The 25,263-nt window shown below is 41.9% G+C and carries 16 protein-coding genes; 9 read left to right on the top strand and 7 right to left on the bottom strand.

What is annotated here, in order from left to right:
* Positions 1–380 precede the first annotated feature (380 nt).
* From rpmE to H5125_RS09335, 3 genes are all read right to left on the bottom strand, one after another.
* Entirely contained in the window at positions 381–593 is a 213-nt protein-coding gene (gene rpmE / locus H5125_RS09345; RefSeq protein WP_011639173.1) for a 50S ribosomal protein L31, read from the bottom strand.
* A 139-nt stretch (positions 594–732) separates the two neighbouring features.
* Complete coding sequence (locus tag H5125_RS09340; protein ID WP_101087703.1) at positions 733–1,965, bottom strand: FimV/HubP family polar landmark protein; 1,233 nt, start codon at positions 1,963–1,965, stop codon at positions 733–735.
* A gap of 288 nt (positions 1,966–2,253) precedes the next feature.
* Positions 2,254–3,087 carry a FimV/HubP family polar landmark protein gene (locus tag H5125_RS09335; protein WP_182744102.1) on the bottom strand — a complete coding sequence of 278 codons (834 nt, stop codon included), beginning with the start codon at positions 3,085–3,087 and terminating at the stop codon, positions 2,254–2,256.
* An 82-nt stretch (positions 3,088–3,169) separates the two neighbouring features.
* Here H5125_RS09335 and priA point away from each other — a divergent pair, with 82 nt between their 5' ends.
* The 7 genes from priA (at position 3,170) to H5125_RS09300 (ending at position 10,852) form a co-directional block, all read left to right on the top strand.
* Positions 3,170–5,365: a primosomal protein N' gene (priA, locus tag H5125_RS09330; RefSeq protein ID WP_101087705.1), complete on the top strand. Its 2,196-nt coding sequence runs from the start codon at positions 3,170–3,172 to the stop codon at positions 5,363–5,365.
* Between the two features lie 182 nt (positions 5,366–5,547).
* Entirely contained in the window at positions 5,548–7,293 is a 1,746-nt protein-coding gene (gene argS / locus H5125_RS09325) for an arginine--tRNA ligase (protein ID WP_182744101.1), read from the top strand.
* A gap of 2 nt (positions 7,294–7,295) precedes the next feature.
* The gene (locus H5125_RS09320) at positions 7,296–7,895 is read left to right on the top strand and encodes an SPOR domain-containing protein (RefSeq protein WP_101087707.1); all 600 of its coding nucleotides are present in this window, start codon (positions 7,296–7,298) and stop codon (positions 7,893–7,895) included.
* Between the two features lie 170 nt (positions 7,896–8,065).
* Positions 8,066–8,590: an ATP-dependent protease subunit HslV gene (hslV, locus tag H5125_RS09315; RefSeq protein WP_101087708.1), complete on the top strand. Its 525-nt coding sequence runs from the start codon at positions 8,066–8,068 to the stop codon at positions 8,588–8,590.
* A 25-nt stretch (positions 8,591–8,615) separates the two neighbouring features.
* Entirely contained in the window at positions 8,616–9,941 is a 1,326-nt protein-coding gene (gene hslU, locus H5125_RS09310; protein ID WP_182744100.1) for an HslU--HslV peptidase ATPase subunit, read from the top strand.
* Positions 9,942–10,116: 175 nt separating this feature from the next.
* Positions 10,117–10,503 (top strand): gamma-butyrobetaine hydroxylase-like domain-containing protein, encoded by a 387-nt coding sequence (locus tag H5125_RS09305; protein WP_011639181.1) that lies wholly within the window; start codon positions 10,117–10,119, stop codon positions 10,501–10,503.
* Positions 10,504–10,630: 127 nt separating this feature from the next.
* Positions 10,631–10,852 carry a hypothetical protein gene (locus H5125_RS09300; RefSeq protein ID WP_182744099.1) on the top strand — a complete coding sequence of 74 codons (222 nt, stop codon included), beginning with the start codon at positions 10,631–10,633 and terminating at the stop codon, positions 10,850–10,852.
* Between the two features lie 1,727 nt (positions 10,853–12,579).
* On the opposite strand, the gene H5125_RS09295 is transcribed toward H5125_RS09300, so the two are convergent.
* Positions 12,580–13,359: a helix-turn-helix domain-containing protein gene (locus tag H5125_RS09295; protein ID WP_182744098.1), complete on the bottom strand. Its 780-nt coding sequence runs from the start codon at positions 13,357–13,359 to the stop codon at positions 12,580–12,582.
* Between the two features lie 176 nt (positions 13,360–13,535).
* On the opposite strand from H5125_RS09295, the gene H5125_RS09290 reads away from it, so the two are divergent.
* Complete coding sequence (locus tag H5125_RS09290; RefSeq protein ID WP_220487300.1) at positions 13,536–13,850, top strand: hypothetical protein; 315 nt, start codon at positions 13,536–13,538, stop codon at positions 13,848–13,850.
* 149 nt (positions 13,851–13,999) lie between these two features.
* Here H5125_RS09290 and acnB read toward each other — a convergent pair whose 3' ends face one another.
* Positions 14,000–16,597 (bottom strand): bifunctional aconitate hydratase 2/2-methylisocitrate dehydratase, encoded by a 2,598-nt coding sequence (gene acnB, locus H5125_RS09285; protein ID WP_101087714.1) that lies wholly within the window; start codon positions 16,595–16,597, stop codon positions 14,000–14,002.
* A 402-nt stretch (positions 16,598–16,999) separates the two neighbouring features.
* Here acnB and hxpB point away from each other — a divergent pair, with 402 nt between their 5' ends.
* A complete protein-coding gene (gene hxpB, locus H5125_RS09280) occupies positions 17,000–17,659 on the top strand; it encodes a hexitol phosphatase HxpB (protein WP_182744122.1) in 660 nt (219 codons plus the stop codon).
* Positions 17,660–18,244: 585 nt separating this feature from the next.
* Here the strand turns inward: hxpB and H5125_RS09275 are convergent.
* Together H5125_RS09275 and H5125_RS09270 are read right to left on the bottom strand one after the other, a co-directional pair.
* Complete coding sequence (locus H5125_RS09275) at positions 18,245–20,509, bottom strand: patatin-like phospholipase family protein (RefSeq protein ID WP_101087715.1); 2,265 nt, start codon at positions 20,507–20,509, stop codon at positions 18,245–18,247.
* 108 nt (positions 20,510–20,617) lie between these two features.
* Positions 20,618–25,081, bottom strand: a complete 4,464-nt coding sequence (locus tag H5125_RS09270; protein ID WP_182744096.1) for an EAL domain-containing protein — start codon at positions 25,079–25,081, stop codon at positions 20,618–20,620.
* Positions 25,082–25,263: the final 182 nt, after the last annotated feature.

Here is a 25,263-nt window from a genome sequence, read left to right as displayed (position 1 = left end):
TTTAACCGTGAACTTGCAGGCCATCTAAAATTTTAATAACAATACGCTAATACAGGGATTATATACATCAAAAACTCAGTGATAGGAGGTGTTGTGAGTCAGAATAGAGGCTACGTTTTATAATTATAACTAATCGAACATGAATATATATAAATCAATAAGTTAAAAATGTAGGAAAATAACAAGATTTACGATAACAATCGGATATAGACGTCGATATTTGCAGTTTATTTTGTCTAAATAACAATAAAGCGAGGTTTGTACTTTTTTGTATTGTTTACCACTAAAAAATTAGTTTTCGTTACAGCACAATACTGCTGTTGTCATATAAAAAACAAAAAGGCGCCAAAGGCGCCTTATTCAAGTAAATTGCAATGCAATTACTTTTTACCAAGCATACCAAAACGCTTGTTGAACTTGTCAATACGACCACCAGTATCAACAACTTTCTGAGTACCAGTGTAGAATGGGTGACATGCACCACATACGTCCAAGTGTAGGTTTTTACCTGCAGTTGAGTTCACTTTGATGATGTTACCACAAGTACAAGTTGCAGTAATTTCAGCGTAATTTGGGTGAATACCTGTTTTCATTTTGGGCTACCTTAAATTGAAGGCCATGTCGCTCTCCCAACCCGAAGTTGAGCACCACATGCAGTTAATAACAATATGTTTTAGGCGCAAGATAATACAGTGTCTCTTATACACAAACAAGTAGAATTTCTAAGCGATACTACGATTGTCGATGTGTGCGCTCTAGAGTCTCATAGGTAATTTGTGCCTTAGATGAATTTTGATGTTGCTTTAACATCTCACTTGAGGGGCACTGTAAACGGCTATCAGACATCAATAAGTAAATTTTACCATTGGCAAACGCATTAGGGTTTGCCTCATAAATCGCCAGCATTGCACCGTATACACTGATTTGCCATTGTCGATAATAACGATCGGCAACTCGCCATAACGTGTCTTGAGGAAATTTATCCATTAAACAGGTTTTATCTTGCCCATAAGTCGGTATCGATGACTTGGCTATATTATTGATTGGCAATGGCTGAGGCGATATTTTCGTTTCATGAATAGCGGCCAATAACGCATTACTTTCAGATTTTTTACTGTCCATATCATTCACTGAACCATTCATTGATACTGACTGAGTGGCGAGAACAGGCACAGGTAATGTTGGCGCTAATAGTCCTTGAGACTTACCGCGTTGACTGGCGACTAAATTGTCGAATGAGATCCTATCTACCGCGACATTTTGATAGCGCGAAAGCGTCTCCATTGATGGGCAGCTTAACGAGTGGCCTAATTGCAGTAGACTAATTTTATCTTGATAGAATGCAGAGGGATTTGTTTGATAAAGGGCAAGCATGGCGCCATAAATGTTTGAATTCCATTGCTTACGATAGCGAACCGCTATTTTCCATAACGTATCATTCGGTAACTGATTGATCTGGCAATCATTCAGATTTTTTTGCGTTGTAACAACCTGAGGTATAACGCTGGCTTTACGACTTATAGGCGTAAGCATTGAAGTCGGTAATACCGAAGCTGACTTCATCGTTTTAATTGCTACTGGCTGGTATTGGCTCTGAACAATGGCTTGAGAGAATAAAGGGACAGGTGAGTATTGTAGCCATTTAGCATTACGGTATTCAGAAACAATGAGTGCCGCATCTTTATCGCGGATTTTTTCGGTACCACTTAATACAAAAACATCACGATCACGCTGTTCAACCTCAAGCTTTTCTAACACAATATTATCTTGATAAATTTGGCGTAAATAAAATGTCAGCCGCGATAAATCATGGTGATCGGTTATAACATTCACGGTGAACTGAGGAGATTGTCCGTTTTCAAATGGAATAGTATCGATACTGATATGACTGACTTGTGCAATCACAGTTGAAATACTATCAACCGCCAATAATGCTAATATTGCTAGCACCTTAAAGCTTTTCATTAAATCAATCCTTTCGATTATAAACCGCTTCAGCACAGCGTAAAACACGCTGTAAAACCATGATGTTAAATACACGTATACACTGACAAATAAAATGTTCACATAAAGCTCATCAGGCTGTAATTTATTATTATTGTTTACTTTTTTAACCTTATCCTTGAGCTAAATCATAAGTATTAACACGGGCAACTATATAAACTAACATAAACAGCTGCAACTAATTACTGATAAACCAAAGTAAATACTCGATTAAGGACTACTTTTTATCACTAATTATGATCAGAAACCTTATTTAGCCGCATGCTTTGCTTCAATGACCTCAAAGACTTTCCTATCTACCGCTTTATTATTGTATTCAGCTAAAATCGCCTTCGATGGGCAATGCAACACAACATCTTTGAGTAATAAATGAATTTTTTGCTTGGAAAAAGCCACTAAGTTAGCCTCAAAAATGGCTAACATCGCACCATAAACACTGGTATGCCATTGCTCTTTGTAACGGTTCGCAATACGCCATAATGTATCACTATTATCTCGCTCAATTACACAGATTGCCTGATGAGAGGATTCGGCTGTGGATGTTTCTGATGTTTCTGATAGTTCTGGTACTGATGATGCCTGCTCTAGACGTCTGTCATCTTGTTGATGTTTTTTGGATGCTTTCCCACTAGTGGTGTCTTTTGCTACTGGCAGTACTCGAGACGTAACAACATTAGAAACTAAGGTGGCACTATTAACTGAGTACGGGGCATCAAATAAGGCCATTACTGCTAACGTAACCGCTCCTTTCGCAGTATCTTCGGTAACGATTAACTGTGCATTTACATCACTGATGATATCAGTACCCTTAAGCTGCAATAAAAAACGATTAATACTCTGCACTGCTAACTTCTGCTGCACAACCTTATTGCCATCCAAGCTGTCATCCAACTGGCGAATATAAAAACCTAACCGCGACGCATCATCATTTTGTGCCACGATGTTGATCTTTAAGTGCGGGAGATTATTCAATTCAAATTGGCGACTATTGATACTGACATGATTCACTTGAGCCATTGGCGTAGCAATATAGCCCAATAATCCAAATACTAGAATGATGACCTCAATAAGTCCTTTACGCATATATGTTGCCCTATCTCTTTGATGACACTTAGAGGTAAACTGATCCGCAATCCACTATCGAATTGAAAAATGATGAAGCCTTATGCCCGTGTTTGTTGAAGTCGCCTTACCCGTCCCGTTACGCAGAAACTTTAGTTATCGTGTAAAAGACGAACAACAAGCGGGATTACAAATCGGTCTTCGAGTCAAAGTCCCTTTTGGCCCTCAACAACTCATCGGCTTAATTACTGCTATTACTGACAGCTGTGACTTAGCACCGCAACAAATAAAATCAGTCACAGCTGTACTAGATGATGCCCCATTGTTACCTGATTCGCTATATAAATTAACCCTCTGGGCCGCCCGATATTACTTTACTACCCAAGGACAAATGCTCAGCCAAGCGCTGCCTGTCGCACTGAGAAAAGGCCTCGAAGCGGCGCCGCAAGCGGTGGTTGAATATCATTTGAGCCCCGAAGGACGCAATGCTGATTCTAGCGTATTAAAACGTGCCCCGGCACAGAAAAAGCTGCACGAGTTATTACTGGCAAACCCCATCAGCCAAGATGAGTTCACCACCCAACAATTAAGCAAAGCGGCATTAAAAGCATTAGAACAAAAACAATGGATTGAACGGCAACAAAAGGTACTCAGCCATGATTTAAGCTGGCGCCAACAGCTTATTATGAATGAGTCACCTCATAAGCTTAACAAACAACAAGCCGTTGCCGTTTCAGTACTCACTCAACAGCAAGGGTTTCATTGCACCTTATTAGAAGGGATCACAGGCTCTGGCAAAACCGAAGTCTACCTCACCTTGCTTGAGACAATTTTAAAACAAGGTAAACAAGCACTGATCCTCGTGCCTGAAATTGGCTTAACACCGCAAACCATTAATCGCTTCAAACGCCGTTTTGAAGTCAATGTTGCCGTGATCCATTCCGGATTAACCGACAACCAACGCCTAGAAGCTTGGCGTCAGGCTCGTGTCGGTGAAGCGGCAATTATTATTGGTACTCGCTCAGCACTCTTTACTCCAATGGCCTACCCAGGGTTAATTATTCTTGATGAAGAGCATGACAGCAGCTTTAAGCAACAGGAAGGTGTGCGCTATCACGCGCGTGATTTAGCAGTAATGCGCGGGCATCTTGAAGATATTCAAGTGGTATTAGGCTCCGCGACGCCATCATTAGAAACCTTACAAAATGCGCTATCTGGCCGCTATCATCACTTGGAACTGAGTGAACGCGCTGGTGCTGCGCAAAAGGTTAAGCAAGGAATTGTCGATATCACCTCGCAACCATTAAAAGCGGGCATGTCGACATCATTAATTAATGAAATGCGTATGCACCTTGATGCGGGTAATCAGGTACTGCTATTTCTCAACCGCCGCGGCTTTGCCCCGGCCTTGCTTTGTCATGAATGTGGTCATTTACATGAGTGCGATCGTTGTGATGCTTTTTTTACCGTTCATCAAGGCTTAAACGAGATTTGTTGTCATCACTGTGGCAATCAATACGCTATCCCGCGCCAATGCCATCAATGTGGTAGCACCATGCTAATGGGCCACGGTTTGGGGACAGAGCAGCTAGAACAAGAATTGATTAAACTGTTTCCCAAATATCCGGTTGTCCGCATTGACCGAGACACCACCAGACGTAAAGGCTCCCTTGAACAGCAGCTCAAAGGAATTTACATGGGTAAATATAAAATTTTGGTCGGCACACAGATGCTCGCCAAAGGACATCACTTTCCAGATGTTACCCTTGTTGGCTTATTGGACGTCGATGGTGCATTGTTCAGTGCAGATTTTCGCGCACCTGAACGTTTTGGGCAGCTATACACCCAAGTGTCTGGCCGTGCAGGCCGTGCAGACAAACCCGGTAAAGTGCTACTGCAAACCCATCAAAGTGATAACCCCATTTTACGTGATTTATTGAAACGCGGTTATGGTGAGTTCGCTCGTACTCAGCTGAAAGAGCGCCAACAGGCACTATTACCACCCGCTTGGCACATGGTATTAATTCGAGCAGAAGCACATTTAGCCGAAGATGCTGATGCGTTTCTAGCCCGCACCAGCGAGCTATTACCACAAGATAAAGACTTTGAAATTATTGGCCCAATTCCGGCGCCACTTGATCGTAAAGCTGGAAAATATCGACGCCAATTAATACTGCAAGCTAAAAGTCGTCAGCGCTTGCAAACCGAATTCGAACGCGTATTAGCACTCATTGAACAAATACCTGAAAGTAAGCGTTGCCGTTGGAGTATCGATCGTGATCCACAGGATTTAATGTAACACAGCGGCATTTTTACTAAGCCAACGGACCCTATATCTGTCATAAACTTCGCTTAGGTTGATAATCAGCATAAAAAAACCAATATTTCCGTTAAAGCAGATAGCAATCACCCCCCATAAACGGCTAAAATATGCGGTTCCGTCATGTCATTCATTTAACGAATTAGTGCAAGCAAACGCCCATGAAATCACATATTGAATCTTTACTAGAACAAACCATCGAATCCTTCAAACAGCAAGGAATTGTGCCGGCTGATTTTCAAGCTCGCATTCAGGTCGATCGCACTAAAGATAAAAGTCATGGTGACTTAGCGACTAACCTTGCAATGATGCTGACTAAAGTTGCTAAAAAGAACCCGCGCGAATTAGCACAGCTTATTATTGATACCTTGCCAGCATCGTCTTATGTGGCCAAAGTAGAAATTGCCGGACCAGGGTTTATTAACTTTTTCATTGATGACAATGCATTAGCTAATCAACTACAGCAAGCACTGACGAGCGACCATTTAGGAGTGGCTTTACCGACTAAGCAAACTATCGTTGTCGACTATTCTTCGCCAAACTTAGCCAAAGAAATGCACGTCGGCCACTTACGCTCAACCATCATTGGTGACAGCGTCGTGCGCGCACTCGAGTATTTGGGCCATAAGGTCATTCGCCAAAACCACGTCGGCGATTGGGGGACTCAGTTTGGTATGCTGCTGGCGTTAATGGAAGAGTTACGCGCAGCTAATGGCGAACAAGCCAAAATGGAATTGTCTGACTTAGAAAGTTTTTATCGTGCTGCTAAAGTACGTTTTGATGAGTCTACAGAATTTGCCACTCGTGCTCGTCAACTTGTCGTCGCGTTACAATCAGGTGATGAATACTGCAATAAGCTATGGCGCGAATTTAACGACATCTCATTAAGCCATTGTCATGATGTATATAAGCGTTTAGGGGTTAGCTTAACCCGCGCAGATGTTCACGGCGAAAGCGCATATAATGCCGACCTAGCCCAAGTGGTTAAAGATTTAGATGCCCAAGGCCTGTTAAGCGAAAGCAATGGCGCTAAAGTGGTATTCCAAGAAGCGTTTCGTAATAAAGAAGGCGAGCCTTTACCGGTTATTATTCAAAAAGCCGATGGTGGCTATTTATACGCCACCTCAGATCTTGCCGCCATGCGTTACCGCTCAAACGTATTAAAAGCCGATCGCGCCATGTACTTTGTCGATTTACGTCAAGCCCTGCACTTCCAGCAAGTGTTTAGCCTTGCCAAACTGGCTAAATTTGTTCGCCCTGAAATGTCGCTAGAGCACACAGGCTTTGGCACCATGAATGGTGAAGATGGTCGTCCATTTAAAACCCGTTCAGGCGGGGTGGTTAAGTTAGTCGATTTACTTGACGAAGCCGATGTTCGCGCTCTTGAACTGGTTCGCAGTAAAAATCCAGATATGGATGAAGCTACCCTCACTGAAATTGCTCGCGTAGTCGGTATCAGCTCAGTTAAGTATGCCGATCTTTCCAAGAACCGTACCAGTGATTATATTTTCAGTTTTGAGCAAATGCTTAGCTTTGAAGGTAATACTGCACCTTATCTTCTTTATGCCTATACCCGCGTGGCAGGTATTTTTAAACGTGCAACAGATATTGATCTTAGCCAAGCTAAGATTGTGCTTGAGCATGAAAAAGAAAAAGACTTAGGCACTAAACTGGCACAATTTGGTGAGGTGTTAACTCGCATGACAGACAAAGGCTTACCGCATGTATTATGTGGTTACCTGTATGAGCTAGCGAGTGAGTTTTCGAGTTTTTATGAAGCTTGCCCAGTGCTTGCTGCCGAAACTGAAGCACAAAAGCAAAGCCGTTTATTGCTTGCACAATTAACCGCTAAAACCTTAAAAACGGGCTTGTCGCTGCTTGGCATTGAAACCCTAGAGCGGATGTAATCATGAGTCGTGACTACGCAAATCGCAAACCTCGTGCGGGCGCAAAAGCCCGTGCGCCACAACGAAAAAAAGCACCTAAACGCTCTTTTCCTTACTTGGCTGTTTTTGTGATACTCACCTTAGTCATAGGTTTTGGTTATTTCTTATGGTCCATTAATGGTAGCTCCGACTCATCGGTCGTATCTGAGCCAGCTCAACAACCTAAAAAGAAAACGCTATCAACTGCGACCGTAGAAGCGCCAAAAAAAGTGGTCAAGAAAGATCCTAACGCACTGCCACCTAAGCCGCAGGAAGAATGGACTTATCTGGAAGAGCTTGAAAACAAGCAAGTGGAGATAGACTTACCTGAAACAGGTGTAGTGTCTAGTGGCATCTATCAAATGCAATGCGGATCGTTTAGGCAAGAGTCGCAAGCAAATGAAATGAAGGCCAGAATTGCCTTCCAAGGTGCTGAGGCACAAGTGCGCCGCAGCGAAGGTACCAATGGCGTGTGGTATCGCGTGGTATTAGGACCCTATCCGAACAAGCGCGATGCGGAACATAATCGTCATAAGATGCAGAACGCAGGGTTAAATGGCTGCATCATTTGGTTGTGGGAATAACGCTGCTCGTCTGATATTGCTGTATAAATCACTTTAGCCCTGTTCTCTGCAACAGGGCTTTTTGTTGTCCATCGCTTGATATCTGTCATTTTGTCCCCATATCCATTTTATCAATCAACAATTGCATTCACCCTAATGACCCGTTGATGTATTAGTGAAGAGGATTTACCGTGACTACTATCGTATCCGTACGCCGCAATAATCAAGTTGTCATCGCTGGTGATGGCCAAGTGTCTCTAGGCAATACCGTGATGAAAGGTAATGCACGTAAAGTGCGCCGCCTATACCACAATAAAGTATTAGCCGGTTTTGCTGGCGGTACTGCCGATGCATTTACTCTTTTTGAGCGTTTTGAAACCAAGCTCGAAATGCATCAAGGCCATTTATTAAAATCTGCCGTAGAGCTTGCCAAAGATTGGCGTAGCGACAAAATGCTGCGTAAGCTCGAAGCTATGCTGGTCGTAGCGGATACTGAAACATCATTAATTATTACCGGTAATGGCGACGTTGTTCAGCCAGAATATGACTTAATTGCCATTGGTTCTGGCGGAAACTATGCTCATGCATCAGCCTTAGCATTACTGCAAAATACTGAGTTAAGCGCGGAAGAAATAGCAGAAAAATCACTGACGATTGCAGGCGATATTTGTGTATTCACCAACCAATTCAAAACTATCGAAAAGTTAGACTACTAATTCGAGCGTTAATAAAGGAACAGTTATGTCTGAAATGACTCCACGTGAAATTGTTCACGAACTAGATGCACATATCATTGGCCAACAAAATGCCAAACGCTCAGTAGCCGTTGCATTGCGAAATCGCTGGCGCCGGATGCAACTTGAGCCAGAACTTCGTCATGAAGTCACGCCAAAAAATATTTTAATGATTGGCCCAACAGGTGTCGGTAAAACTGAAATCGCCCGTCGTTTAGCCAAATTGGCTAACGCACCTTTTATCAAAGTTGAAGCGACAAAATTTACCGAAGTGGGTTATGTCGGTAAAGAAGTGGAACAAATCATCCGTGATTTAACCGACTCAGCAGTGAAAATGACTCGCGAACAGCAAATGAAAAAATGCCGTCATCGCGCCGAAGAAATGGCCGAAGAGCGCATTTTAGATGCCTTATTACCTAAGCCAAAAGATGACTGGGATACCGACAAAAAAGATGACTCTACCACCCGTCAGGTTTTCCGTAAAAAGCTGCGCGAAGGTCAATTAGACGACAAAGAAATTGAGATCGATATTGCTGCGCCTCAAGTTGGTGTTGAAATCATGGCCCCACCAGGCATGGAAGAAATGACCAATCAGCTACAAGGCTTATTTCAAAATCTTGGCCAAAGTACCTCTAAACGTAAAAAGCTTAAAATCAAAGATGCTTACAAGCAGTTGGTTGAAGATGAAGCGGCAAAGCTAGTCAATCAAGAAGACTTAAAAGAACAAGCCATCGAGCTGGTTGAGCAAAATGGTATTGTGTTTTTAGACGAAATCGACAAAATTTGTAAGCGCGGCGAAAGCTCAGGCCCAGATGTATCGCGTGAAGGTGTACAACGTGACCTACTGCCATTAGTCGAAGGCTGCACAGTTTCCACTAAACACGGCATGGTTAAAACCGACCACATTTTGTTTATTGCTTCTGGTGCATTCCAGATGTCTAAACCGTCTGATTTAATTCCAGAGCTTCAAGGCCGTTTACCGATTCGTGTTGAATTAGACGCCCTTACCGCTGCTGATTTTAAACGCATTCTAACAGAGCCATTTGCCTCACTCACTGAGCAACATGTCGCCCTGATGAACACCGAAGGCGTCACCATAGAGTTTACTGAATCAGGTATTGAGCGCATTGCAGAAGCGGCATGGCAAGTGAATGAGCGCACCGAAAACATTGGTGCACGCCGTTTACATACCGTGATGGAAAAATTGATGGAAGAGATTTCATACGAAGCTTCTGAAAAGTCGGGTTCTAAATTTGTCATTGACGCTGAATATGTCAATGACCACCTTGATACCTTGGTACAAGATGAAGATTTAAGCCGCTTTATTTTATAACTATTATTTGAATCAAGCGCCCTCCCATTTGGTTATTATTAATGGGAGGTCACGTGACCTTTTGGTTTATGAATAAACATCACGAATGCAGGTTACAACAATAGGATTAACAGCAAAATCGCGTATGATGATAATCTGCGATTTAGCGTTAATCCTTTTTTTTATAGGTATTCCCATGACCCAATCAACGCCTACCGTCACCGGCATTAAGCTTAAGCGTCAATCTAAGTTACTCGAAGTGACCTTTGATAACGACCAAACTTACAACATCAGTTGTGAAATGCTCCGAGTCTTCTCGCCATCGGCTGAAGTGCAACGTCATGGCGACCCAATATTGGTTACCCATAAGAAAGCTGTAAATATCAAAGCGCTCGAACCTGTTGGTCATTATGCGGTAAAAATTACCTTTGATGATGGTCATGATACTGGCTTGTATTCTTGGCAGGTGCTACATAACCTGTGCAGTAATCAAACTGAATTATGGCAACAGTATTTAGCCCGATTGCGGGCAGAGAAAGGCTCACGAGAACCACTGATTTCAATGAATATTAAGTATTCATGATTACGGTACGTTTTAACGATAGACGTTAATTTCAACACTATATTTGCATAACTTTACTCATTGCGATCAGCAATTGACACTCAAACGATTATGCTTAGTCATAGTCTTCACTCGTATCGAGGTGTGTATGAAACAGTCAATTCAATTTCCGATGATTAAAGTGTTATTGGTCGGATTCGCTATTATCAGTTTAAGTGCTTGCGCCCCACGTGCTCATCATGGACACGCAAAAGCGCCTACTAATAAAAAGACGGTAACTAAAGTGGTCGTTGTTAAACCAGCGGCATATCGCGTCGTTAATGTTAATAACGTTCATCAAAAGGATGTTGTTATCATTCGAAAACGTTAAATGACTCTACTATAAGTGCCAGCTATTTTGCTGGCATTGTTGAATGATGAACTTAGTTAACTCGTGTTAACAATGGCCTGCAGCCACTAACGTCGTGGCGCTTGGCCCACACCAGACCAAGTGCTAAAGTTGCATTTCTGGCAATAAATTTAATCCAAATAAATCTCATTAACCTCGTCATCCCGGCAATGCTTTTGAGCCGGGATCCAGGTGTTTCGTTATGCTTAGCACTTATCCCTGATGGCATACGGCCACTAAGGTCGTAGCGCCTCGCCCACACCAGATTTTTCAAACTTCGTTTGAATTAAGATCGCAAGGTTCCACCCTGCACCGGCCAAAAGGGGATCAACAGCAATCCCCTCTTGGATCACCCCTGCCGTTCCGGCAACATATTGTTATTTAACCAAACAACAGCAGCGAAAAATTGCGACGGAAATGGCTCTAGCTTTTGGCCTCTTTTTCGTGTTCTTCGGACTTATTTGAAAATGCTAACGCTTCAGATGAGGCGTCCCTTCCCCTCTAACGCTAAGCTCACATCCATGTGAGCTTCACGCTATTTTCTTCAACATCCTCAATAATATGAAACCTGAAAGAGTTTAATCAGTTCTAAACTTTAAATAACTGACAACCATAAATAACGTTAATCGAAGAGATAAAAATCACAGATTTAGATGAGTCTGCGAGTATCCAAAGCATGGAGGTTTTGGATACGTCCACATGGATGCTAATTTTTACATCAAGAGTCGGCGTCTCGCTGAATTATCTACACGATAACCTGCGACTGGCAATTGGTTAAATTGAATTTTTGGACTGCTATTTTAGAATCAACTTCAGGAATGGGGATGAAACCATAGATATCATAATTACTATAAACGTTATCCTTTAAGTACAACTATATTGTTCCATACTCGGAACAAGCATTCTATGCTGTGCGAAAGCACTTTTATATGTTTAAATTTGCCATCGGTAAACTCATCGGAAGAGGTGATATAAATGAAATTTAACCACAAGCTTACTCAGGCAAAACTGAGTGCTGTAACCTTATGCCTTGGGGTTTCATTTGGTATGTCTTTACTTATCGGAAGTACAGATCCTTTTATCGGTCTTATGTTGGGCATAATAACCATCGGAGTTTATATTATGATCTTATCGGGGAAATGGCATTCGAAGAACAAATAAATGATTTTACATCCCAAAAATGTCAGCATTTAATTTAACGTCGCTTGTCATCGGCTTCGGCCCATTTTTCAATAAAGAGTGTAAATGCTAATGCTTCCGATGGTACATCTGATGTCGACAGATTCACGAATGCCGTGATGACAGGACAATAAATAACGACTTTTTTACAGTAATAGATAGCCTGAATCTGATAACTAGAATGCCTTGAAGCACAAGGATGTACGTTAAAGGTCTGCCAGGCTCAAACATCCTGTTGTAAAGAGTCTTCAACGTCATTAAGCTCAATGATATCAATTGCTTGCCGATAAAATCTGATATGTAAATGAATATCAACATTATCAAACTCACATCCTTATCCCAGATGATTTATTCCGACTATTATCTCCAAGATTGTTTATAGGGACCACATTTAAAGCTAGGTAGCGGCTGAGAATACCCGCTCTGAACATAAATTGTTATATTGTTGCCCTGCACACACCATTGATGTTATTTAGCATTAGCCTCATAAAATAAATCTAAAAAGTGACATTATCAAGCGATCGACTCTTCTACAGGCTTTTTAGAAATTGCTCTGTTTGTGCATTTGCAGGATAGTAATGCTCCATCAACAATTCCGAGGCTGTTATGTCTAACGGCGTACCAAATGAAGTCAATGTAGTTAAAAAGCGCAGCGTTTTACCAGAGACCACTATGTCTAAATAGATAAAAGGTTCAGTCGACACGATAAGTGTTTTATCCGCTAATAAATTCGCTACGCCAGGATATTGATATAAAGATTGGATCAATTCATCATGACGTTTAGGGGCGTATTGATTCTCCAGATTCAAGCGTTGCAAAGTGGTTTTCGCCACTTCCTGCCAGTTGGTCATCACATGACGTAAACCATTAGGGTGCATTAGCCAGTGAGCAATATTATCCAACCAGATACATTGCGGGTTTTCAGCCTCCATTAAGGCAATTAATTTATCAAAGCCTTTATTGCGGATCACTACATTCCAGTACCAATCAACCACAATAGCTGGGAATGGTTCATGTTTGGCGACTATAAGCTCAAGAATACTCGCTACTTCCACTTTTTTATTATCGCTCAGTGGCGTACGTACATATTGTTCAGCAAAGCCTGCTAACGTGATCAGTTCATTGCGGTTTCTTAAGGGCAAACTAAGTACTTCACACAAGTTCATGACCATTTCTTTACTGGGTTTGGCGCGACCCGTTTCAATAAAACTAATATGCTTAGTACTCACGTTTGCTTCTAATGCTAAATCGAGTTGGCTCAAACGACGACTAATACGCCAAAAGCGTAATTGCTGACCAAATTTATTCATGATGACCCTTGCTAACGTTTTATAGGACTATGTTACCGCGATTTAAATCAATGAACATTACCTCCGAGGTAATAGCTTTTATTACCTGCAAATATCAATATAGTTTACACACACAACAAAGAGTAAAAGCGATGACTAATTTTAGAGTGGCATTGTTAATATCATGGATATTAATTATGAGCATAACGGCTTACGCTATCGTACAAGCCGGTCCTAATTGGCTCGCTATCTATTTTGGGGATTTATTTTTAGGTAATCCTTGGCGCCAGCAGTTTAATACTGATTTTTTAATTCACTTATTCATTTTATGTTCATGGGTGTTTTGGCGTGAAGAATCGAAACTGAAAGGGGCAATTTATGGATTTTTGAGCATTATTATGGGTGGCATGTTTGGCTTTATGTACATCCTTTATGCATCATATCAAGCAAAAGGAAATGTTAGTAAAATCCTGCTTGGTCACCATTGGCATAAGTTAAAGAAAGAAACATAACTGTATGTTTTGACAGGCTCACCGTAAATTATCTTATTGCTAAATATTACATTCTAACAAAGCAATATCTAATCCTACATAACTAAACACCAAATAAAAATGCCAGCATTTCTGCTGGCATTTTTGATCAATTGTTAACTCGTTTAAGCTTAAAGCGCGGCTTGGAAAATCACGCTGTCGGCTTTCTTAGTGTAAGAATCGATTTGGTCGAAGTTCAAGTAACGGTAAGTATCAGCTGCTGTTGCATCTAATTCTTTAGCGTATTCTTGATACTCTTCTGCTGAAGGTAAACGACCCAATAACGCTGCTACTGCTGCTAACTCAGCTGATGCTAAGTATACGTTTGCGCCAGTACCTAAACGGTTAGGGAAGTTACGTGTAGAAGTTGATACTACAGTAGCACCTTCTGCAACACGTGCTTGGTTACCCATACATAGAGAACAACCAGGTATCTCGATGCGGGCACCAACACGGCCGAAGATTGAGTAGTAACCTTCTTCAGTTAATTGATCGCGGTCCATCTTAGTTGGTGGTGCAATCCATAAACGAGTTGGTAGCGTAGTAGCAAACTTTTCTAACATCTTACCGGTAGCACGGAAGTGACCGATGTTAGTCATACAAGAACCAACAAACACTTCGTCAATCTTAGTTTGTGCAACGCTTGATAATAATACTGCATCATCAGGATCGTTTGGTGCACAAAGGATTGGTTCTTTGATGTCGTTTAAGTTGATTTCGATAATTTCAGCATATTCTGCATCTTTATCTGCTTCCATCAACTCTGGCTTGGCAATCCACTCTTGCATAGCAGTAATACGACGTTCAATCGTACGACGATCGCCATAACCTTCTGCAATCATCCACTTTAACATCACGATGTTAGAGGTTAGATATTCAATGATTGGTTCTTTGTCTAGCTTAATGCTACAACCTGCAGCTGAACGCTCAGCAGATGCATCAGATAATTCGAATGCTTGTTCAACTTTAAGTTTTTCAAGACCTTCGATTTCTAATACGCGGCCAGAGAAAGCATTGATTTTGCCTTTCTTCTCAACCGTTAGCAGACCCATTTCAATTGCTTTTAATGGGATAGCATGGACTAAATCACGTAAGGTAATACCGGGTTGCATTTCGCCTTTAAAGCGCACTAGCACTGATTCAGGCATATCAAGAGGCATGACACCTGTTGCAGCAGCAAACGCCACTAAACCAGAACCGGCAGGGAACGAAATACCAATAGGGAAACGAGTATGTGAATCACCACCAGTACCGACGGTATCTGGTAGTAACATACGGTTTAACCACGAGTGAATAACCCCATCACCTGGACGTAAAGCAACACCACCACGGTTCATAATGAAATCCGGTAGTGTGTGGTGAGTCGTTACATCAACTGGCTTTGGATAAGCGGCAGTGTGACAGAATGACTGCATGGTTAAATCAGCACTAAAGCCTAAACATGCTAAGTCTTTTAACTCATCACGTGTCATAGGGCCGGTAGTGTCTTGTGAACCTACAGAGGTCATCTTAGGTTCGCAGTATTGACCAGGACGAACACCTGATACGCCACATGCTTTACCAACCATTTTCTGAGCTAAAGTATAACCTTTATCAGAAGCGGCGATATCTTGTGGACGAACGAATACTTTCGATGCTTCAAGACCTAAGGTTTCACGCGCACGATCAGTAAGGCCACGACCAATGATCAACGGAATACGACCACCAGCACGAACTTCATCTAACAATACTTCGGTTTTAAGCTCAAATGTAGAGATAACTTCATCAGTGCCGTGACGCTTAACTACACCTTCATAAGGGTAGATATCGATCACATCACCGGTCTCCATTTGATCAACGTTGAGTTCGATCGGTAATGCACCCGCATCTTCCATGGTGTTGAAGAAAATAGGCGCAATTTTGTTACCTAGACAGAAGCCACCAGCACGCTTGTTAGGCACAAAAGGAATGTCATCACCCATAAACCATAACACTGAGTTAGTAGCAGATTTACGTGAAGAACCCGTACCAACAACATCGCCAACGTAAACTAAAGGAAAACCTTTAGTTTTTAATGCTTCGATTTCTTTGATTGGACCAACAACACCTGATTCATCAGGCACAATACCGTCACGCGCATTTTTTAGCATTGCTAATGCGTGTAATGGAATATCTGGACGAGACCATGCATCTGGCGCAGGCGACAAGTCATCAGTGTTGGTTTCACCAGACACTTTAAACACTGTTAATGATACTTTGTCAGCCAATTTTGGACGGTTTAAGAACCAGTCAGCATTGGCCCAAGCGTCGACAACTTGCTTAGCAAAGTCATTACCCGCTTGCATTTTTTCAACAACATCGTGGTATGAATCAAACATCAACAATGTATTTGAAAGTGCTTTAACAGATAGAGGTGCTAGTGCTGCATTATCTAGTTGGTCAATTAGCGGCTCAATGTTGTAACCGCCTTGCATGGTGCCAAGCAGTTTAACAGCGTGTTCTGCGCTTAAGATAGGAGATGACACAGTGCCTTTAGCGACTGCATCAAGGAAAGCGGCTTTAACGTAAGCAGCTTCGTCTACTCCTGGTGGAATACGATTTTCGAGCAAGTCGAGGATGAACGCCTCTTCACCTGCTGGTGGTGTTTCAAATAACTTAACCAGTTCAGCCACTTGTTGTGCATTTAATGGCTTAGGGACTACGCCCTCTGCAGCACGTTCTGCGACGTGTTTACGATATGCTTCTAGCACGGCAACATTCCTCTTTGTTTGGCGCCTAACGGCGAAACTCAGCGCCACTATGGTTACGCTGATAATTCCACTGGTTCGGGCTTGAAATCCGACCTCCAGTATACTACAGCTTTATAAAAGTATGAATCAGCTCACACTCTCAGAGGTATGAAATCAACGCGATTTATCAACCTAAAAATCAATTTAGCGCTAAGTTGAATAAAATAAAATTAGACAATAGTTTGAAATAGACGGAAAAACATTTAAATACATTAACTTATACAGCACCCGCTGATTAAACTATATACAAAAAGATATCCCCTTTTTTAGATGAAATATTTTTTAAAAAGTGTGTTTTGATTGTGTCTAATCAACAACAACGTAATAATTAACACTTTACGTTGTGCCGTTTATGGAGTCAGTATTGTGTCAAACCAAATAAAAGCCGTTATTTTTGATATGGATGGAATTTTAATCGATTCCGAACCGGCTTGGCAGTTGGCCGAGCTGACGGTGCTAAATAGCTTTGGGCTTAACCTCAGTCTTGAAGAAGTAGAGCAAACCACAGGCTTGCGTATTGATCATGTTGTTAGCTATTGGTACCAACGTTTTCCTTGGCCGAATTACGACAATACAGCTACAGCGAATACCATCGTTAATGAAGTGGTAAGCCAAATAAAAGCCAATGGTGAACCGATGCGAGGCGTTATTGAGTCGCTAGAGGCGTGCAAACGTTTAGGGCTTAAAATAGGATTAGCCACCTCGTCATCGTCATTAATTATTGAAGCTGTGCTGCATAAGCTGGCCATTGGCCATTATTTTGATGCGATTGAGTCAGCTGAAAATCTCGATTATGGTAAACCACATCCTGAGGTATATTTAAATTGTGCTAAAGGGTTGGGCATCGCACCGGGACAATGTATCGCAATTGAAGATTCGTTTAATGGCTTAATCGCCGCGCGGGCAGCCAGTATGCAAACCGTGGCAATTCCTGCGCCTCACACTGCTACACAAGCTAAATGGGTGATTGCCCATCATCAGCTAGCTCACGCAGGATTATTACCCGCGCTGCTAGAGGCCTAGGCCGCTACGCTGCTAAGGTCCTAGACCGCTACGCGGATAGTCCGCTGCGCTTCTAGAGCGGACTTCGTCCTGCTAGGGACAGCTTCGCTGCGAGGACGATAACAAGCGATAACAGCGAACGCTGCGCTCACGGATAGGGCACTCTAGGCTTTTGGCTCGATTGTTATCTCTCGTCATCGCTTGCCACCGCTCGTCACCAAGATTTTATAGCCTCTAGCCGCGAAGCGTCCTAGCCTCTAGGCTTTTAGCTTTTAGCTTTTAGCTCGATTGTTATCGCTTGCCATCGCTTGCCACCGCTCATCACCAAGATTTTATAGCCTCTAGCAGCGCAGCGTCCTAGCCTCTAGGCTTTTAGCTCGATTGCTATCTCTCGTCATCGCTTGCCACCGCTCGTCACCAAGATTTTATAGCCTCTAGCAGCGAAGCGCTCTAGCCACTAGGCTTTTAGCTCGATTGTTATCTCTCGTCATCGCTTGCCACCGCTCGTCACCAAGATTTTATAGCCTCTAGCAGCGAAGCGCTCTAGCCTCTAGGCTTTTAGCTCGTAAGCCTCTAGGCTTTTGGCTTTTGGCTTAGATAGACTGCCTAAAAGTTTTTACCGACAAACAAATAGAATGCTGTTTCACCGCGATCGGTAAAACCAAAACCTAATGCTGCCGGGCCCCAGTCGGTATCAGTACCTAAATACAAACTACTGGCGTAAATCAAATCATCTAAATCGACATCATCACGATCAAACCACACATTACCGGCTTCAAGACTGGTGCCTAAATACAAAGGCAAGTCGGTGATCAGTACATCACGGCCGAGATCATATTGATAAATCACGGCTCCAAACACTTTATGTGCACCAATTAAGGTGTCTTTACGGAAACCCGACAAATTCAAGAAGCCGCCTAAATCTGCCACATGCAAGGTAAAGTTACCGTCATTCTCAACAGTTGCCAGTTCCATCTTACCTACAATGGCGTGATTTCCGAGTTTCAACGCACCTTTCCAATCTGCTTCAAATTGCCATGCTAAGTCATCACTAAAAGTCGTATCGACATTGCTTAGTCCATTGTAGGATTCATCTCTTAAGTAGCTGACAAAGGTAATTCGATTACCTTCCGTCGGGAAGCTAATGCTGTTTAGGCTGTCGTAGGCCACTTTTAAATAGCCACCCGTGGAATGATAATCTAGTGAATCAACCGAGCCAAATTCACTGCTAACCCGACCATCTTCGCCGACAAAGCCTAATTCGATAATACCATCTGAATCAAAGTTATAGCCGATACCTAAAACGATTTGAGCAACATTATTTTCGAGTTCTACATAACGGCTATCTTGATCAATTAAATCCCAATCTTTCATTTCATACTGGAATCGCGCTAGGCTATAAAATGTTTGATCACGGTCTAATGGTTGATAAAACTCAGTGCCGACTAACTTTTTATACCCCAGTTCTAATTCGTTACGCCACTCACCACCATTTTCAGTTAAGTCGGTCATGGTGTAAGCCAAACTGAGTGTAATAGCCGAATCTAAGGTGAAATCATCTTCCCAGTTAAAGCCTGCTTGAAAGTAATTCGGCCCCCATGATTTGGCTCTGGTGGTAATGGTTAAAATTCGGCCCTGTTCAACATCTTCAAACTCGGCATCGACACGCTCGAATTTATTCAGTGAATACACTCGATTTAACGCTAAATTTAACTCTTCTTTGGTCAGTACAACGCCTTCGGTAATCCCTAAACGCTCACGCAGTAATTTTTCACTGACTTTTGATTGATTGTCGAAAGCAATTTTATAAATGGGTTTTTTAAGCGGATCGATCCACAGTAAACTTTGTTGTAATTTATCCGCTTGATAAGCTAAATAGTCTTGCTCACTTATACCAAGCGCTTCCAACTTCACTAACTCTAAATTGGCGGCATTTTCACCTAATTTGAGCGCTAATGGCATGATTGAAAAATCAGTGGTGCTAAGGCTATCAATGGCGGGACGAATGAGGATATCGCTAGACGTCAGTAAGGTTTTTTGGCGAGCAGTGCTCGCTTGAGTCAAAATAGTTGAAAGTTGCTCTAAAACCGCAATGGTACTGTCTAAATGTTCTTGTTTGGTCAGTGCGGAACCAATATCGACGGCAATGATGATATCTGCCCCCATGGCTTTTACCACATCGATAGGCATATTATTGGCAATTCCGCCATCAACCAGTAAACGACCGTTAATCAATGCTGGCTGCAATGCACCTGGAACGGTGGCAGATGCTTGCATGGCTTGTACTACACTGCCGCTGGATAACACCACTGCTTCACTGGTTGCTAAATCCGTCGCTACCGCTCGGTACGGAATCGCGAGTTCATCAAAGTCACCAAACTGTTCAACTAACCCAGTGGAGTGGCGCAGTAATTGAGACATGCTTTGGCCACGTAACAAACCACTAGGTGAGGTTAAGCTATTATTGTTATAACCCACGGTCAGTGGAATATTAAACTGATCTCGTTGCTGTTTATCACGGTAGCTTAATTTATCGCGCGGAATGGTGTCTGAGTAGCCTTTAGACCACTCACCACTAAGCATTATTTCTTCTATTTGATCGGCGTTATAGCCTAACGCGTACATGCCAGCAACATAAGCACCAATACTGGTACCCGCAATGTAATCAACAGGAATATGATATTTTTCAAGTACTTTCAACACACCAATATGAGCAGCACCTTTTGCGCCGCCGCCACTCAGCACTAAGCCAATAGTGGGCCTTTCTTTAGCGGCTTTTTTTGCAGCATAGACAGGTTGCACTACTAGACTAAAGCAAATACAGCTAGCCAAAAACCAGGTAGGTAAGTTAAGGCGCAAAATTTGTTGCATAAATCATTCCGAAAGTAGGTAAAAACAACTTATTCTAACAAAATTTAATCAATACCCATACTAATGGATAGCAGTAACAAGATTACCCTGCCATCACTAATGAACTCATCATTCATTAATCCCCATTTGTCGCTTAATATCGAGCTCAAGTTCGGCTTTGGGCATCGGCTTGGCAAAATAATATCCCTGAATAATATGACAACCACGCTTAACGACTTGTGCAAGTTGCTCAGATGTTTCAACACCTTCAGCCACGACTTCAAGCGATAGGTTACGTGCTAATTCAATAATACTGCTCACAATGGCTTGATCGGCTTGATGGTTGTCAATATGAATTAAAAACGAGCGATCTATTTTCAGAATATTGACTTGGAATGAACGTAAATACGCAAGCGACGAATAACCTGTACCAAAATCATCTATAGCAACATCAATACCTAACTGCTCCAACGCGAGTAAATGCTGGCTGGCGATAGCAATTTCTTTCATCAATACGCCTTCGGTAATTTCTACCGACAAACATTTAGCAGGCATGCCAGTTTGATGTAATGTTGCGGTTAAAAAGTCGATAAAGTCTGGCTGTCTGAAATGCATTGCAGACACATTAACCGACACTTTTATGTCGCTTTGGTATCGCTGATGCCAATCTGCACCGTCGAGACAAGCTTGAGTTAGCACCCAACGATCAATCTCAACAATTAAACCACAGGATTCTGCAATACCTATAAACACATCGGGGTTAACCATGCCATCTTTTGGGTGTTTCCAACGAATTAACGCTTCAACGCCAACAATACTGTTTTGTTGGTTAACATCTATCTGAGGCTGGTAATACAATTCAAATTCATTGCACAGTATCGCTCGATGCAAATCAGCCTCTATGCGTAAGTGATATAAGGCTTCTGCATTCCGTTCTGCTGAATAATATTGAAAATTACCACGGCCCTCCTCTTTAGCATGGTACATGGCTAAATCGGCGTTTTTAATTAAGGTTTCAGGCGTTTGATCATCGCCAGACCAAATGCTAATACCAATGCTGGTCGAAATAAAAAATTCTCGACCGTATAATTTAAAAGGCGTTTCGATTTGTTTTAATAACTGTTTGGCAATGTGGTTAATGGTGTCGACGTCTTTTGCATCACGCAGCAAAATAACAAACTCATCACCACCAAAACGACACAATAAATGTTCTTCAGACAAACAAGACTGTAGTCGACTTGCAGCTTCAACGAGTAATGCATCACCCATACTGTGACCGTATGAGTCGTTAACATGTTTAAATCTGTCGAGGTCTAAAAACAATAGTGCTAAGGTTTCTTTATGCTGTTTTGCTATTTCAATAACCTGGCCCAATCGGCGCGAAAACATCGCTCGATTAGCTAAGCCGGTTAACATGTCATTGTTTGCTAAACGGCGCAGATGTAACTCATTATGCTTACGTTCAGTGATATCAGAAAACACCACCACATAATGTAATGCCGAACCATTCATATTGAACATGGTCGATACATTGATCCAAACAGGGCATCGGCTACCATCACTACAATTAAATTCACATTCTCCGGTCCAAAAGCGCTCCTTATCGAACACATCGTTCATATCAAAAGGTTCTACGGTCTCAAACACTAAGTCGGAAAAAGGCGTGCCGGCCAAATCACTCTTTTTAGCCGCTAGAATTAAATTAGCCGCAGCATTGCTAATTTTGATGTTCTTTTTCATGTCTAATATCAACATGCCTTCGGAAGTATTTTCAAATGCTTGGGCTAATAAATTAACCTCACTTTCAAGGGTTTTTTGTTGAGTGATGTCGGTATACATCCCTGCAGCATAAATTAATCTTCCATTGTTAAGATCTACCTCAATAGCACGGCCTTTAATTCGTAACCAATGCCACTGATGATCATGCTGATTACGATATCGATACTCGGCATCAATCATCTCGACGTTACCGTTAACAAGGTCCTGCCAAACCGATGTGATTCTCTCAACATCGTCTTGATGAATTGGGATCTCTTCTAGTTTAACGTCAATCTGCTGCTCTGGTCCTAATACACCACCGCGATTATCGAGTGACAGCACTTGTGTTGATTTATGCCACTCCCATAGGTCCGAATCGCTGCCTTTTAACGATTGACGTAGGCGTTCATCACTTTCAACCAAAGCATGATTCATTTGCTTAAACCGATGAATTTGCCGCTGTCTATATAACAATATAATGGCGGCTATCAGTAATATGCTAAAAATCAATGCGCCTTTAAATTGTTGTGAGCGCCACCAAAACTGCTTTACAGTAAATCGATATTGAAATGGCTCATTCGACCACACGCCATTTCTTTTATATAAAAGCTCAAGTGCATACGACCCAGCGCTTAAACCGGTAATATTAATCTGTGACTGGCCTTCTAATAACACGTAATTGCCAGAGTCTGCGCCATCTTTGACCAAACGATACTGTATGGTCATTGGCTTATCATCAAGGTAATCGAGCACGGCAATTTGAAAGCTAATTAAGCTGGCACCCGGTTCGACTTGCGACAATTGACTTGGAATGAGATAAACCTCGGTATTGTTTTCATAAAATACCGACACAGATTCAAGTATCACTTTGTCATTTACAGTCCGCGGCGCTAGTTTATCGAGATCGATTAACATCGCTCCGTCTGGCGTACCCACAAAAAAGCCTTTTGCAGGGTCATAAAACTTTGCCGACTCATTAAATTCATCGGAAATAAAACCGTCTTTATGGCTAAACGAACTGACTTTACCTGTCGCCTTATTAACCTTAATAATGGCACTGGCACAGCCAACAATATGGTCTGCTTCAGTGTCCTGTAAAAAGAACACCACTTTACAATCAATCTTCCACTGTTGATCCAGCGAAATAAGCTCATCGGTTTGAGTATTGAATTGATAAATACCTTGCTGGGACGTGCCTAGCCATATAACCCCCGGCGCCACTTGCATAAGACTATTCATGGTTGGGACATTTGTAAAATCAGCAAATACATCCACTTTAGAAATATATTCACCCGTAGTCGTTAAATAGCCAAAATGTTTACTGCCACTAATCCATAAATGATCAGCATCATCCCTTAATAAGGCTTTATATAGCGTATGACTTAATGACTGCTGGCCATCTGATAAAACTTGTAACGTCAAATCAGTATTACCATCTTGCCAATAATACAATCCTTTAGTGGTGGTAAACCAAATCACATCACTCAGTAACTCGTCACGATAAATACCAATGACGATTCTATCGTCCAGTGACTCTTTACCACCACTCCAAGTCGCAAAGTCGGTACTGGCATTAGTCAATTTATTAACAACATATAAGCCACTGGTCGTGGCCAACACAAGATGCTGTGCGTTTAAAGACTCAATTCGATAAATACTGTCACTCAGTTCAAATCCTTTGGGGATTACCATGGTTGAGGTTTGGTTTTGAGTGTTAACGACAGACAAACCACCATCGGTGCCTAGCCACACCTTATCGCCTTCGCTGTATACCGACCACACCATTTCATTATCAAGTTGATAAGGCGGCTTTTTAGAATAATCTTCAATTAAAAAATGAGGTTTACCCGCTATCACCGCTAACCCATCACCAGAGCCACCAACCCACAGTAAACCTTCAGAATCCACAGCCATATCATGAATGTAATCAATATTAGCTCGCTGTTTAAGCTCGTCATGGTATACGGTTAACTTGTTGTTTTCTGGACTCCAAAAAATCAATCCTGCTCGGCTTGAAATCCACAAGTCACCATTAAGATCTTGCTCCATTTGGTCAACATAATAGGGAATCTCAGGCACAGATTGCACCGTAAGCGTTTCAGTATTGACCTTAAATAAACCTTTCGATGTCAGCATCCACACTCGTTGTTGTCTATCTTGAAACAACTTCCTGATGGAATCATTTTTATCAGACAACGAAAATAGACCAATGAAGCTACCATCGGCTTGGTGAAGTTGAAGCTCGTGATTAGTTGAAAACAAATACTGGGAATTGTGCAATTCAAGCGCATTGCGCCAAGGTAAATTATGGTCTAAAGAATGACTTGGAGATAAAGACAATTGCTGAGAAGCATCATCAAAATAATACACTTGACCAGAATAAGCGAGTATCAGCAATCGTCCATCAAGCTGACGCTGAGTTGCCGCCACACGAATACTGTTATTGATATTAGTCGCATCATTATCTTCAGGTTTAAGCAATAAACTGAAGTGATTATCTAAAATACTGTAAAGATATAGCGAGGAATTGGTGCCAACAAGTAAATGGTCTTGGCCAGAATTAACCACTGTTGTAATCAATTCGTCATCAAGTACCGAATCAAAACCCACTTTATCAATACGCCTTACTTTACTATTACTAACGCGATAAAGACCTTGCTGAGTCGCCAGCCAAACATAACCATAACGGTCAAAACTAATGTCTTGAATCGTCGCATTAGCTAAGCCATCTTTGGCGTTAAAGACTCGCTGAACAATGTCTGCACTACACGCAGGCAATACAGTAAATAAAGACAATATAAAACAGCCTAGGCTCACCAATACTGCTCTGGTCATAAATTCAGTTTATCCTTTACGTGATCAAATGCAGGCAAGCCCCACACGTAGCAAAAAACAGGCTTATCATCATCGACACATTAATCATCTTGGTGTTGTGATGGATCGGTTACTAGCCAAAAAAGTTAATATCACTTATTTTTATTGTTAACGACTTGAATGCGATTTTTATAAGTAATATT

This window comes from Shewanella sp. SR44-4, assembly GCF_014163715.1.
GTDB lineage: Bacteria > Pseudomonadota > Gammaproteobacteria > Enterobacterales > Shewanellaceae > Shewanella.
The sequence above is the reverse complement of the archived record's forward strand: the minus strand, read 5'-3'. Positions and strand labels throughout refer to the sequence as shown.